Here is a 13,989-nt window from a genome sequence, read left to right as displayed (position 1 = left end):
AAATACCTGAGTAATACCTATTTCTATGCGAATAGATCCCAATGTTCCTATTGCCGCTGCTAAAACCAGGCACCTTAAGCAAGCGCATATCACCCAACAGGTCCACAAAAAAGCCGCTAACCTCGACGCGTTGGTGGAAAGCCTGGATGGATATGTGTGGAGTGTGGACCTCGAAATGAGCTATATCATATTAAATAATGCATTGCTCAAACTCATTAAAGAGGTTGTTGGCGTAGAAGCAAAACCCGGTGATAAAATGCTGGACATACTGGGCCTGCTGGATCCCTCAAAAACCGAAGAATGGAAGAATATTTACCAGCAGGCTTTTGAAGGGAGCGGACAACGGTTTGTATCTCAATTCCTGATCCATGGGCGACCCCGGTATTTTGAAGTTTCCATCAACCCCATGTATAAAGAAGGCGCCATCAATGGAATTTCCTGTTTTGCCAGTGATATTACTGCCGAGATCAATAACAACCGCAGACTACAGGAAAGTCATACAAGGTTTCGCTCACTGATAGAGAACGGAACCGATATCATTGTTGTAATAGATCATACAGGCAATATTATATATGGCAGTCCCTCGATAGAAAAACACTTTGGAAGAAAACTAACCGACCTTACAGGCGAAAATGCATTCGATTTTATTTATCCGGACGATATACCTGAACTGGCTGAAAAGTTCCTGGATGTACTGAATAGCCCTGGTATATCTATTCCTGTTAAATCGAGGGCTTATGCAATGGGCAACCGGTTGATCTGGGTGGAAGGCATAGTAACGAATATGCTAAAAACAGAAGGAGTAAATGGCATTGTATGTAATTTCCGGGATGTAACCGAGCGGGTGAAAACAGCAGCGCTGGTACAGGAATCGGAAGATCTCCGCCACCAATTAATGGATGAAAAGATCAACAGACAGAAAGAGATCATGCAGGCGGCTATTGAAGCACAGGAAAAGGAAAGAGCCCATATTGGCCAGGAGCTGCATGATAATGTAAAGCAGATATTGAGTACCGCCAAAGTTTGCCTCGAATACGGAAGGGGCAATGCAGCGGAACAGCAGCATATGATGCAGCGCGCCGAAGACATGATCAACAGCGCTATCAAAGAGATCAGGGAGTTATCAAAATCGCTGATCCAGGTATACCAGCGCGAAATAGGCCTGCAGCTTTCTATCGAAAACCTGGTGGAAAGCATCCGCATCGGCAACCGGTTTCAGATTTCCGTTGACTTCTTCCTGCCGGATGAAAACCGGCTGGACGATAAACTGAAAATGACCTTGTTCCGCATCATGCAGGAGCAGCTCAACAATATTCTCACCCACGCAGCAGCCCGGCACATCAGCATTGCAGTACAACAGGCAGGGTCCGTATTATCCCTTACAGTAGCCGATGATGGCAAAGGGTTTGATATACAACAAAAACGCATGGGTATCGGCATTACCAATATCATCAACCGGGCAGAGATCTTCAATGGCCAGGTGGCCTTTCATTCATCGCCCGGCAAAGGGTGCCGTATGGTAGTAAGTTTCCGTATTTAGATCAGGCAGCATTGGCTTTTGCCTGGGCCTGCAATTGCTTTACCCTTTCAGCTACCCCGCCAGCAAGGTCTACTGTATGGAGGTCCATGGTACGGGCCAGGTCCATAAATTCCGGTGTATGGTTTTTGCGCTTTCCTGTCTGTGGGTCAATGCAGGTGAAGTTTGTCCACAATACTGCCTTTAGCGCCTGCTGTTTTTCATCATACATCAACATTTCCACCCGGATGTAAGTATCTGTTAACTCCACCAGTCGGGAAACGATGGTTACTTTCTCATTGTAATAAGCCGGCTTGATGTACTGAATGTCATGTGTCTTGACCACCCAGGCAAGACCTTGCCGGTGAAACTGGGGCAGACTCAGGTGGTAAAACTCACCCAGGTGATCTTCCCGGGCATTGAGCAGGTAATCTATATACCTGGCGTTGTTGAGGTGACCAAGGGGATCACAATCATTAAAACGTACCCTGTAGGTGCTTTGCAATTCCATTTGATAAGAATATTTGATGTTTAAACAGATTAGACCAATCGGTCTCTTTATAGACAAAAAAATATTATATGCTGTACCGTTCTTTCATATGGTCTTTTAAATGATCCAGCATGCGGTTAAGCATCGCCACATCATCAGCCACCTGGGCCATCATAATGCCTCCTTCTATTTGCGCATAAATGATCTCTGCTTCCTTTTTTATTTCAATGCCAGGATTGATCTCACCATTGTCCACGCCTTTTTTTAATATCCGCTGCAGGGTATGAAGCATTTCCAGCAAAGCTTCTTTGGCTTTCCTTTTCAGGAAGGGATAAGTATCATCCGCATCCAATCCTGTATTCATCAGGGGACAGCCACCTTCGATGGGCGGGTTCACCGTATAGTTCCTGTAATATTGAAGAATGGCGTGCAGCTTTTCCATCGCTGTCTTCTTAGGCCCTACCCTGGCGCCCAGGTCTGCTTTGAGCCGTTGGTAAGAAAACTCAAAAGCGGCGGCAGCAATTTCATCCTTGTTCTTGAAATTACCATACAAGCCTCCCTTGGCCAGTCCGGTGGCTTCCATAATATCGTTCATGGAAGTGCCGGCATAACCCTTCTTATTGAAAAGCGGAGCCGCTTTCTCAATGATGTATTCCCTCGTCTTTTCTGCTTTTGTAGCCAAGTTATAAAATTAGACCGATTGGTCTTATTCGGCAAATATTTCTTTTCTTTCCCTGAATTTTAAGAGGCCGGCGAAAACGCTGAAAGTCAGTCCGGACGGCCACTCAACCGGTTTCGCAGTCAGCTTGTTAACAATCACTTAATCCGGCTACTTTTGTATCCTAACTAACTTGCCAACGAATCAAAAGGAGCTAATGGACAGGGCACTGATAAATAGCATCCGGAAGGGCGATGAACTTGCCTTCCGGCAAGCTTATGATTTGTTTCATGAGAAACTATACGCGTACTTCCTGCAAAAAACAAAGTCGGACGATATAAGTGAAGAGTTGGTTCAGTTGACCTTTATAAAGTTTTGGCGTTACCGCCACAAGCTAAATGCAGCGCTTCCTCTTTCCTGGCAACTATTTCGCATCGCTAAAACCAGCATGATCGATATTCTTCGCCGCCATGCCGCTAACAGAACGGTTTCTTTCCAGGTAATCGAACAAACAGATATTCCCGAAGAAGCGCCTCATTATTCTGCAGACGACAACAAGCTTACGGCGATCATGAACAGTCTCGCACATTTGTCGCCCATGCGCCGGCGGATCATTGGCTTCCGCCTGGAGGGATTATCCAATAAGGAAATAGCAGACAGCCTTTCCATTTCCAAAAAAACAGTGGAGAACCAGATCAACCGGGCAGTACGGGAGATCAGGAAGATGAATGAATACATTTCTATATTAGCCCTGCTTATGTTATGGCCTTAATATTCCCCATAACGGCTATTCCAACAACAAGATAAAATAAAATAAACGGGCCGTGGGTGTAAAGCTTACGACCAAACGTATTATAGGTAGCACAAAGCAATCTGCGTATGGAGATCAGCAAAGAATTGATACATCGATTTTTTGAAAACAACTGCACACCCGAAGAAGCCTCCAGGGTGTACGCGTATCTCCAGGCGCATAAGGATGAATTAGAGGAGTGGCTGCCCGATCAGGAATGGGAAGCATTTGAAGCTACCCGGCAACTGTCTGCCGATCGCAGCAACCGATGGTTCGGGCACATTGAAAAAGCAATCACCAACAGATCCATTACTGCCAGGCCATTGTTTCGCCTCGCAGCTGCGGCACTGATAGCAACAGCTTTTGCAGGCGTTTACAAGTTTATGCAGGTTCCCGTTAAAAAAGCAACTCCCATAGCAATTGTGCCGCAAGTACCGGCAATCAATAAGGAAAAGCAATTTAGGAATACCAGTAATAAAGTTATATCCTATACATTGGACGATGGAAGCGTAGTAGCACTCCATGCCAATAGTTCGATCGTTTGCTACCAGCCATTTGATTCCGCTCAGCGAAACATCAACCTGCAGGGCGAAGCCTTGTTTCGCGTAGCAAAAGATAAGTCCCGGCCCTTCACCGTATTCACCAAAGGGTTTTCCACTACTGCCCTGGGTACCACATTCAGGATCGCAGCGTATGACAGCAGTCAAACATCGACGGTACAACTGATCGAAGGAAAAGTAGTACTGAAAAATTTACAACAAACCGCTAAACCTATATTCCTGAAACCAGGAGATGAATTTGCTTTCAACCTGGCCGACAATCAATTTAAGCGCAAAGAACCCCAGGCGCCGACACCCTCTAAACTTATTGAACCCATACAGGCAGATGGCAGTATTACCGAATCAACAACCGAGATCAGTTTCTCCAATACACCTTTACCGGAAGTATTAAATAAGATCAGTGAACTATATAAAATATCCATTAACGCTGATAGCATCAATCTCGAAGGAAGAAAGTTTACAGGTAGTTTTTTAAAAAAGCAAACGGCGGATGATATACTGGGCACTATTGCCGGGTTGAATAATATCACCGTGACCAATGAAGGAACCCTGTACCGGTTGATCAATCAATAACCGGTCTGGCATTTTCATGTGTGCATGCTCTCCCTCAGCAGGGGGGAACGGATAAGTATTCTCAAAACCATACATATTATGAAACAACTTCACCAATGTACGAAGCTGGTTGGTTGCCTGCTATGGCTACTGCTGGCCCACCAAAGCTTTGCGCAGGAAAAACAACCTGCGGTAAAAGGACTTATCAAGGATGAAAACGGATTGCCGATGGCTTCCGTATCAGTAATGGTGCAGAACAAGAGTAATCAGTTTTCCACGGCTACACAAACCAATGCGTCCGGCGTTTTTGTGTTCAATGCACTGGAACCAGGCGGCCCCTACACTTTTACTTTTTCCTTTATCGGCTATGATAAAAAGGTGCTGGAAGGTTATCACTACAAGCAAGGTGAAATGATCACCTTATCAGTAAAACTGGAACCCACTCCCAGCAGCATGAATGATGTGGTGGTGGTAGGATATGGTACTACCAAAAAAGTAAACCTCACCGGCGCCGTAGACCAGGTAAGCGGAGAGGTTTTTGAAAACCGTTCTGTGCCCAATGTGGCCCAGGGGCTAAAAGGCGCTGTCCCCAACCTCAATATCGTGTTGGGCGATGGTAAACCCATTCAATCACCTGCCTTTAATATCCGGGGCAATACTTCTATTGGTCAGCAGGGTAATGCCCTGGTATTGATCGATGGGGTAGAAGGCGATCCCGCGATGCTGAACCCCAATGACATTGCCAATATCTCCATATTGAAAGACGCAGCTTCTGCGGCTATTTATGGAGCACGTGGCGTATTTGGCGTGGTGCTGATCACTACCAAGAACCCTTCGAAGGATAAAACGAGTATCAACTACTCAATGAATTATTCCATCAAGGCTCCCACTACCGTTCCTGATTTTGTAACAGATGGTTATGTCTTTGCCAAAATGTTCAACGAAGCATGGACTGCCTGGAATGATTATTCCCAAACGCCGCAGAATGTTAACAAGACCGTGAAGTTTTCACCGGCCTACCTGGCCGAGCTGGAAAGAAGGTCAAAAGATCCCAGCCTTCCCAAGGTAGAAACAAACGCAGCGGGTGAATATGTTTATTATGACAATACAGATTGGTACCATGAGCTGTATAAGAAAAACACCAGTTCCATTGACCACAATATTGCTTTTTCCGGCAGCAGCGGCAAAACCAGCTTTTATGTAACTGGTCGCTATTATGGCCAGGAAGGGCTCTTCCGCTATAATTCGGATGACTACAAGATGTACAATTTCCGGGCAAAGGGCTCTATTCAATTATACCCCTGGCTCACTATTGACAACAACACAGATTATTCCAATATGACCTACCATAACCCCCTGAATGTGGGTGAGGGTGGTGGTATCTGGAGGAATATTGCCGATGAAGGGCACAATATGGCCCCTATGTTCAATCCCGATGGCACCTTGAGTTATTCTGCCGCTTATACCGTAGGTGATTTCTGGTACGGAAAGAATGGTATTGACATGGACAGACGTGTGATCCGGAATACGACCGGCTTCACGGCCCAGATCTTAAAGAATACCATCCGGTTGAAAGGAGATTTCACCGTTCGCAATACAGACAACAATGAGAAGCGCATTAGGGTACCGGTACCTTATAGCGTGAAGCCCGGTGTAATTCAGTACGTGGGCACTAATACCAATGACCTGCAGGAGCTGTACCGCGAAACACAATACCTCGCTGCCAACCTGTATGGTGAATATGAACACCGTTTAAAAGGCAATCACTACCTGAAGGCAATGGCGGGTTATAACTATGAACAGTCTACCTACAAGCAGGCGCAAACCCTGCGCAATGGTTTGATCTACGAAGATGCGCAAGACCTTAACCTCGCACTGGGCCAGGCCATTACTACCAATGGCGGCTATGAGCGTTGGAATATTGTAGGCGGCTTCTTCCGCGTAAACTATGTTTTTAAAGACAGGTACCTGCTGGAAGTCGATGGCCGCTATGACGGCTCTTCCAAGTTCCCATCCAACGAGCGTTATGCATTCTTTCCTTCTGTATCAGCCGGATGGCGTGTATCCAACGAGTCTTTCTGGAATGTACCACGAACCATTATCTCCGATCTGAAAGTACGGGGCTCTTATGGTTCCCTTGGCAATGGTAATATCGCATCTTATTCTTTCCAGGAGCAGTTTGGCATTTCTCAATCGGGCCGGGTACTGAATGGCGTACGTCCGCAGCGCACCAGTCAGCCCGGTGTTATTCCTGATGGCCTTACCTGGGAAACAGCTACTACCCAGAATATCGGCCTGGACATGGGCTTGCTTTCCAACCGCTTGCAAATAAATGCAGACGCCTATATCCGCAATACGACCGACATGTTTACCGTAGGTATGTCATTGCCTGCTGTATTTGGTACTGCTGTGCCCAAGGGCAACTATGCTGATATGAAAACCAAAGGATGGGAATTATCCGTATCCTGGAGAGATAAATTTAATGTAGCAGCCAAACCATTCAACTATTCAGTACGCGTAGTGCTGAGCGATTATTCGGCTGAGGTTACGAAATACAACAACCCGGAAAAAAGACTGACAGACTATTACGAAGGTCAGAAACTGGGCGAGATCTGGGGTTTTGTTACCGACGGTTATTATACAGCCGCCAACCTCAGCGAAGCTGACAAGCAAAAATTATATAAGTCTTCCAACACCGGTCAAACCCTGCCAGGTGATATAAAATTTGCAGACATTGACAAGAACAAGAATGGCGGGCCAGATGGCGTGATCAATAACGGTGACAACACGGTAAACAATCCCGGCGACCGTAAGGTCATTGGCAATGCTACACCAAGGTATAGTTATGCCATCAACCTCGATCTGGAGTGGAACAACTTCTTCCTCACCGCTTTCTTCCAGGGTGTAGGCAAGCAGGATTGGTATCCCGGTGCTGAAGCAGGTGTCTTCTGGGGACAATACAACCGTCCTTACAACAGGCTGCCCAAATCGCACTTAGGCAATATCTGGTCTGAAGACAATCCAAATGCCTATTTCCCCCGTTACCGTGGTTATATCGCTCAAAACGGATCAGCTACGCTTACACAGGCGCAAACCAAGTACCTCCAAAATGTAGCTTATATCCGCCTCAAGAATATCCAACTGGGTTACAACCTGCCTCAAAGTCTCATGGGCCGCTTCGGTATCACTGGCGCCCGGGTATATGTTTCTGCAGAGAACGTCTGGTCATGGAGCCCCTTGTACAAGATCACCAAAGACCTCGACGTAGAAAGTATCCAGGGCTCTGACAGGGTATTAACGGATGGCAGCAATGGAAATGGTAATAACTACCCCATGCTGAAAAGTGTAACGTTTGGATTGTCGGTAACGCTGTAGGCGGCAATCGGCAATCGGCAATGGGTTCAGAAAGAGGCTTGATCGCTGATTAAATGTAAGTGGAGGAATGAAATGTGCGGAAATCGTTTCTTAAAAAGAATGTTTAACACATATAACACAGGTTATGAAACAACAATTTTTATGGCTCTTATTAGCAGGCGGACTGATGGCCGGCTGCAACAAACTGGACCAGCTGCCGGAATCAACGGCTTCTAAAGATGCGGTCTTTGGCAGCGAAAAGGGATTGGAATTGTATGCTTACTCTTTTTATGATATACTGCCCGATGCCAACGCTATTCACCGCGGTGATGAAATGAGTGACTACGGCGCACGCACACAAGCGCCTGACTTTTTACGCGAAGGTGGTTTCAATTCCCGTCAAAGTTCCGGCTGGACCTGGACACAGCTGCGCAACATCAATTACTTCATTGAGAATTGCACCAATCCCAGGATACCGGAAGATGTACGCAAGAATTATATTGGCCTGGCACGCTTTTTCAGGGCTTACTTCTACTTCGATAAAGTAAAACGCTTTGGTGATGTGCCCTGGATCAACAAGACCATGCCGGTAGGCGATTCGAATCTCTTTAATGGAAGGGACAGCCGCCTCAAAGTGATGGACTCTGTATTGGCCGACCTGAATTATGCCTGTGAGAACATCAAAGCAACCGACGATAAAACGCGCAGCCTGGTCACTAAATATGTGGCGTATGCTTTCAAATCAAGGGTATGCTTGTTTGAAGGAACTTTCAGAAGATACCACAAAGATGGATTGGCCAAGGGACTGGAAGGTACTATTGACAAGTGGCTTACCGAAGCAGCCAATGCAGCCGACAAGGTAATGAAGGACGGTGGCTTTAGTTTGAATACCGCCAATGGCACGGATAAATCATACCGTCAGTTGTTCATCAACAAAGCACCGGTCACCAACGAGATCATCATGGCTGCGGTGTGTGATGCCGCTTTGAGTGTATTCAATGATGCCAACTGGTATTGGACAAGTGCTACCTATGGCGCACGCCTCAGCTTTACCCGCACCTTTATCAACACCTACCTGAATATAGACGGCACGCCCTTCACCAGTAAGGCGGGCTATGAGACCATGCCTTTTGTAGATGAAGTAAAAGGCCGTGACCTGCGCCTGCAGCAAACCATCCGCATGGGCGATTACAAACGTATCAATGCCGACAAACCTGAACCAGCCCCTCCCGTGTTCTCCTATACCTATACAGGCTACCAGCCTATAAAATGGTGCGTGGATGATACCTATCCTGATGGCGGCACCCGCAATGAAAATTCCATTTCCATGATCCGTTTTGCAGAAGTGTTGTTGAACTATGCGGAAGCAAAAGCAGAGTTGGGCACCCTTACTGCAGATGACTGGAAGAAGACCGTTGGAGCCTTGCGCAAACGGGCTGGCATTACCGGTAATACCGATGTGCTGCCCACGGTTGCTGATACCTACCTGCAAACAAAATACTTCCCCGGCCTCAATGCTGTATTACTGGAAGTACGTCGTGAGCGGGGTATCGAGCTGGCACTGGAAGGCCTGCGTTTCTACGACCTGGTACGTTGGAAACGTGGTGATCTGCTGAAGCAGGAATGGAATGGTTTTTATGTGCCAGCCCTCGATGTGCCGATGGACCTGAATGGCGACGGTAAAAATGATGTGTTCTTCTACAAAGTAAAACCAGCCACACAAGTAGCAGGCGTTACCTACATCAATGTAGCAGAAGTAGTGAGTGGTGTACCCAATCCCCAACGTTTGTCCAAAGACACGTATGGTGAACTGACCTGGCTGAACAATATCAAACGTGTTTGGGAAGACAAACATTACCTGTATCCCATTCCTGAAGCTGATCGTCAAATGAATCCTAAGCTGGGTCAAAATCCGGGTTGGGACTAGTAGTCAGGCTTTCTAAAAAATATATAAGTTGCACCAAATTCCAGCCTACAGTATGAAACAGATCAAAGCTATTCTCATTGTACTTATTTTATTCGTTACCCAGGTCAGTGCCCAGGACATACGCATTGCCTCTTACAACCTCCGCTATGACAACAAGGGTGATAGCGGCAATCTCTGGACCAGCAGGTATCCCATCATCAGCGCCCTGGTACAATTCCATGACTTCGACATTTTTGGTACACAGGAAGGCTTAAGGCACCAGATAGATACCCTCAGCGCCAACCTGCCGGGTTATGCCTGGTATGGCCTAGGTCGCGATGACGGGCAGGCCAAAGGCGAGCATTCTGCCATCTTTTATAAAAAAGACAAATACAAGGTATTGGCAAAGGGTGACTTCTGGTTGTCTGAAACGCCTGACAAGCCCGGTCCCGGTTGGGATGCCCGGCTCAACCGCATCTGCTCCTGGTTACAATTGCAGGATGCAAAGAGCAAAAAGAAGTTCTATGTATTCAACGTGCACTATGATCACCAGGGTGTAAGGGCCCGGCAGGAAAGCAGCAAGCTGATCCTCGAAAAGATCAAAACGATCGCTGGCGACAGCCCTGTTCTGCTCACCGGCGACTTTAACGGAGATCACAATAGCCAGTGGTACCAGACCATTGCGGGCTCTGAAGTGCTGGCCGATACTTACCGGGCAGTTAAGAAGCCTTATGCCAATAATGGCTCCTTTAACAGCTTTAGAACGCCCAGCAGCACGGCTATCATCGATCACATTTTTGTGACCAAGCAGTTTTCCGTTAAAAGGTGGGGTATTCTGACGGACAGCTACTTTGGTAAGTACCCTTCTGACCACTTTCCGGTGGTGGCAGATGTAACATTGAAGTAAGAAACAGGCATATTTATAAGAAAAGGGTGGGCTGTCTCAGGGGCAGCTCACCCTTTTTAATTTTATCCCCTGGCCGGGCCAATAGGCCGTTCTTATCTAGTGTAATTGCACTGCAGTCCCCTGATAATTGCACTGGCTTAGCCTTACCAGTGCAATTACCACTTTTATCCGGGTGCAAGCGGGTGTTGATAATCCGGCGAATATCAATGGATTAGAGTACCCTATCGAGTGGAGCATCTAAATTCAGTGCAAGTATGAGCATCTTGAGAGCATTCAAAACAGGTATTAATGGCTGATATACAACCACTTGCAAGTGTATCAGAAGTAAAAAATCAGCTAAAAAGGAAGTCCACATCCTCGGCTGTCATGTTCTTGACAAAGCCGGTATCTTCTGTAATGAGCTCTTCGGCCAGGGCTTTTTTGCGCTGCTGAAGGGCCAGGATCTTTTCCTCAACAGAGTCTTTGCAGATCATTTTATAGGCGAATACTTTATTCTGTTGCCCAATGCGGTGGGTACGGTCAATGGCTTGCTGTTCCGCCGCGGGATTCCACCAGGGGTCAACCAGGTACACATAATCGGCGGCAGTAAGGGTTAAGCCTACGCCACCTGCTTTGAGGCTGATCAGGAATACCGGCAGGTTTTCATCCGATTGGAACTGCTCTACCAGCGCCTGGCGATCAGTTGCCTTGGTACTGCCATCGAGATACAGGAAAGGAATATTGCGTTCCTTCATGGCGTTAGCGATCAATTGAAGCATGCCTGTGAATTGTGAAAACACCAGGGCCTTGTGGCGGCCGGTATTGTTTTCAATCTCGCGCAGCAACTCCTCCAGTTTGACCGATTCGTGGGTATGGTCATTGTTGCCGCCGTTGAGGAGTTTGGGCGAATTACACACCTGCCTTAGTCTTGTCAAGCCCTCCAATACCAGGATGGTATTTTTGCCCATACCTTCCTGTTGTATCCGGTCCAGCAGGTGTTCGCGGTAATAGTTCTTGATCTCGTCGTACACTTTACGCTGTTCTTCTCCCATTTCGCACCATAGGGTGATCTCTGTTTTGGCGGGCAGGTCTTTCGCTACCTGTTCCTTGGTCCTGCGCAGCAGGAAGGGATAGATGAGCTTGCGCAGCTGCTGTGTTTTCTCTGTATCGCCATACTTGTCTACCGGAACTGCAAAAGTGGTTTTGAAAAAGTGGTGGCTGCCCAATAAGCCGGGATTGGTGAATTGCATCTGGGCGTAGAGATCAAATGTATTGTTCTGTATGGGCGTACCACTGAGGATAAGGCGGTTCCGACTTTGCAATTGCATCATGGCGGCAGCTACCAGGGAAGAAGGGTTCTTGATCACCTGGCTTTCATCCAGTACGATATAACCAAAAGTGAACTGCTTAATGGTTTCTATATCGTTCCGTACACTGCCGTAGCTACTAATGATGATATCGTAGTTTTTCCAGTCGGCCGATTTCCGGTCACTGCCGTGGTAAATGAAGTAACGTAGTTCCGGGGCAAACTTCTTCAGTTCATTCTCCCAGTTGTACATGAGTGAGGTAGGGCAAATGACCAGGTGCGTTTCGCCCGGGTATTTATCATGCACATGCTGCAGGAAGGAGATCGTTTGCAGGGTTTTACCAAGGCCCATATCATCGGCCAGGCAGCCGCCCCATTGCATTTCATCCAACATACAGAACCAGGCAAAGCCAGCCTGCTGGTAATCGCGCAGGGTGGCGCGTATACCGGATGGTACGGTAAAGCTGCTGGCCTGCTGGTGCAGGCGCTCCCATTTCTGGCGGCTTGTTTCTATATTGTTCTGAACAGTAAGCTGTCCATTCTTTACCAGGTCTTCGGTAAGTGTCCAGTGCAGTTTGGATAACCGGAGTTTGTCTTTTTCAATTTCACCCATCTGCAACAGCAGGCCAAATTGTGCCTGCCATTCTTCCGGTATCTCACCCAGGGTACCGTCTTTCAGGAGCAGAAAGTGTTGTTTGTTTTGCAGGGCCTTTTGCAGTTCGGCCAGGGTGATGGTTTGGTCGCCATAGGAAATATGGACAGTGAGGTCGAACCAGTCGATGCTATTGCCTTTTTGTGTGAACTTGATCTCCGGCCGGTTGGCATTGTACCGGAAGTGTTGCATAGACTCCATGCCGTACACGGGCATGTTGCGGTCGTTGAGCTTGCGGTAGAATTTTACAAACCACTGGCTCTTTTCGGCATCGGCAAAGGGCAGGTAGAAATAGCCATTGTTCTGCTGGCTGAATTTCTTGTGTTGTGACTGAATGAAATCAAGGGCCTCTTTTTCTGCGTTGAGGTCTTTGACAATATTGTACCGGCCATCGGGCAGATTGATCTCTTCGGTGGGTGCGGTTGCATTTTCCAGTTCAAAGTCGCCATATTGCCAGCGGGTACGGATCATCAAGAAGCTGCCGTTGAGCTCGCTGAGGTGTATCCTGCATTGTGGCACTACGGCAATGGTTTCCAATTGCTGCAGCAGGGTACGGTCTACCACGTATTGTTGTTCCAACAGGGGTACCTGGGTTTGCAGGAAGGCCTGCTCTTCTGCGGCAGGAATATCGCAGAATCCTTCGGGGTATTGCTCGGTAAGCACGGCATCTTCGGGCCGGAGCATAAAAAACTCATTCTTATGCCGCAGTAAGAAGCCGTGCCGTTTAAAGTCGGTGAGCGGGTAGAGGTTTTCATTAATATTCACCTGTACCAACATCCGCAGCACATCGGCCGGGGTGCGAAAGAGTTTAATACTTACTACAGGGCTATAGTTGCTGATGCTGCCGGGCCTTACCACCTTGGTGGTGCTGAGCATTTCATCGGTGGTTTCGTAATACCATTTGAGGTGGGAAGCAAAGGGCTTTACCTGCAGCAGGGAATTGTAAAAGTAATGGTACATCTTATGCCGCACCCAGGTTTCCTGGTCGGCAGTGGTGATGCCTTCTTCCTGGTAGCGTTGCTGCCATTTCTCCTGCTCGTGTTTGGCAGCAATGCCTGTCAGTTGTTTCAGGATTCCCTGCACTACATAGGGGGTAGGCTTGAGGCCCTTGATGGCCACCCTATCCAGCAGGGGTTGTTTCGAAATACTTTGCGGCTGTTTGGGGTCCTTCACCACCACGGCTTCTACATAAAAACCTACCTGCTTGCGTGGGTCGAGGTTCAAAAGCAATCCGGATATTTCCAGTGGCTTTTTGAACTGTTCGGTGATAATGATCGTCTTCTGTGCCGGCTTTTGGTTGTCCATATCCGCCGCAATTT

9 protein-coding genes are annotated in these 13,989 nt (G+C 47.5%); 6 read left to right on the top strand and 3 right to left on the bottom strand.

Annotated elements, in window-relative coordinates:
- Window positions 1-25: 25 nt before the first annotated feature.
- The gene (locus D3H65_RS23410; RefSeq protein ID WP_119052637.1) at window positions 26-1,540 is read left to right on the top strand and encodes a PAS domain-containing sensor histidine kinase; all 1,515 of its coding nucleotides are present in this window, start codon (window positions 26-28) and stop codon (window positions 1,538-1,540) included.
- A 1-nt stretch (window position 1,541) separates the two neighbouring features.
- Here the strand turns inward: D3H65_RS23410 and D3H65_RS23405 are convergent, their stop codons facing one another.
- Together D3H65_RS23405 and D3H65_RS23400 are read right to left on the bottom strand one after the other, a co-directional pair.
- Window positions 1,542-2,027 carry an acyl-CoA thioesterase gene (locus tag D3H65_RS23405; protein WP_119052636.1) on the bottom strand — a complete coding sequence of 162 codons (486 nt, stop codon included), beginning with the start codon at window positions 2,025-2,027 and terminating at the stop codon, window positions 1,542-1,544.
- Window positions 2,028-2,091: 64 nt separating this feature from the next.
- Entirely contained in the window at window positions 2,092-2,688 is a 597-nt protein-coding gene (locus D3H65_RS23400; RefSeq protein ID WP_119052635.1) for a TetR/AcrR family transcriptional regulator, read from the bottom strand.
- Between the two features lie 193 nt (window positions 2,689-2,881).
- Between D3H65_RS23400 and D3H65_RS23395 the strand changes: the two genes are divergently transcribed.
- The 5 genes from D3H65_RS23395 (at window position 2,882) to D3H65_RS23375 (ending at window position 10,733) form a co-directional block, all read left to right on the top strand.
- Window positions 2,882-3,436, top strand: coding sequence for an RNA polymerase sigma factor (locus D3H65_RS23395; RefSeq protein ID WP_119052634.1), 555 nt, complete (start codon window positions 2,882-2,884; stop codon window positions 3,434-3,436).
- A gap of 107 nt (window positions 3,437-3,543) precedes the next feature.
- A complete protein-coding gene (locus D3H65_RS23390; protein WP_119052633.1) occupies window positions 3,544-4,587 on the top strand; it encodes a FecR family protein in 1,044 nt (347 codons plus the stop codon).
- Window positions 4,588-4,665: 78 nt separating this feature from the next.
- On the top strand, window positions 4,666-7,941 hold the full coding sequence (locus D3H65_RS23385) for a SusC/RagA family TonB-linked outer membrane protein (protein WP_211345537.1): 3,276 nt from the start codon (window positions 4,666-4,668) through the stop codon (window positions 7,939-7,941).
- 124 nt (window positions 7,942-8,065) lie between these two features.
- Window positions 8,066-9,847, top strand: a complete 1,782-nt coding sequence (locus D3H65_RS23380) for a RagB/SusD family nutrient uptake outer membrane protein (RefSeq protein ID WP_119052631.1) — start codon at window positions 8,066-8,068, stop codon at window positions 9,845-9,847.
- A gap of 52 nt (window positions 9,848-9,899) precedes the next feature.
- The gene (locus D3H65_RS23375) at window positions 9,900-10,733 is read left to right on the top strand and encodes an endonuclease/exonuclease/phosphatase family protein (RefSeq protein ID WP_211345536.1); all 834 of its coding nucleotides are present in this window, start codon (window positions 9,900-9,902) and stop codon (window positions 10,731-10,733) included.
- A gap of 332 nt (window positions 10,734-11,065) precedes the next feature.
- On the opposite strand, the gene D3H65_RS23370 is transcribed toward D3H65_RS23375, so the two are convergent.
- On the bottom strand, window positions 11,066-13,975 hold the full coding sequence (locus tag D3H65_RS23370) for a DEAD/DEAH box helicase (RefSeq protein WP_119052630.1): 2,910 nt from the start codon (window positions 13,973-13,975) through the stop codon (window positions 11,066-11,068).
- Between the last annotated feature and the right edge of the window lie 14 nt (window positions 13,976-13,989).

Source organism: Paraflavitalea soli (assembly GCF_003555545.1).
Classification (GTDB): domain Bacteria; phylum Bacteroidota; class Bacteroidia; order Chitinophagales; family Chitinophagaceae; genus Paraflavitalea; species Paraflavitalea soli.
The sequence above is the reverse complement of the archived record's forward strand: the minus strand, read 5'-3'. Positions and strand labels throughout refer to the sequence as shown.

Excerpts from the sequence above, each read along its gene's own strand:
- D3H65_RS23410 (WP_119052637.1), top strand. The coding sequence starts at position 26 with ATGCGAATAGATCCCAATGTTCCTATTGCCGCTGCTAAAACCAGGCAC.
- D3H65_RS23405 (WP_119052636.1), bottom strand. The coding sequence starts at position 2,027 with ATGGAATTGCAAAGCACCTACAGGGTACGTTTTAATGATTGTGATCCC.
- D3H65_RS23395 (WP_119052634.1), top strand. The coding sequence starts at position 2,882 with ATGGACAGGGCACTGATAAATAGCATCCGGAAGGGCGATGAACTTGCC.
- D3H65_RS23390 (WP_119052633.1), top strand. The coding sequence starts at position 3,544 with ATGGAGATCAGCAAAGAATTGATACATCGATTTTTTGAAAACAACTGC.
- D3H65_RS23385 (WP_211345537.1), top strand. The coding sequence starts at position 4,666 with ATGAAACAACTTCACCAATGTACGAAGCTGGTTGGTTGCCTGCTATGG.
- D3H65_RS23380 (WP_119052631.1), top strand. The coding sequence starts at position 8,066 with ATGAAACAACAATTTTTATGGCTCTTATTAGCAGGCGGACTGATGGCC.
- D3H65_RS23375 (WP_211345536.1), top strand. The coding sequence starts at position 9,900 with ATGAAACAGATCAAAGCTATTCTCATTGTACTTATTTTATTCGTTACC.
- D3H65_RS23370 (WP_119052630.1), bottom strand. The coding sequence starts at position 13,975 with ATGGACAACCAAAAGCCGGCACAGAAGACGATCATTATCACCGAACAG.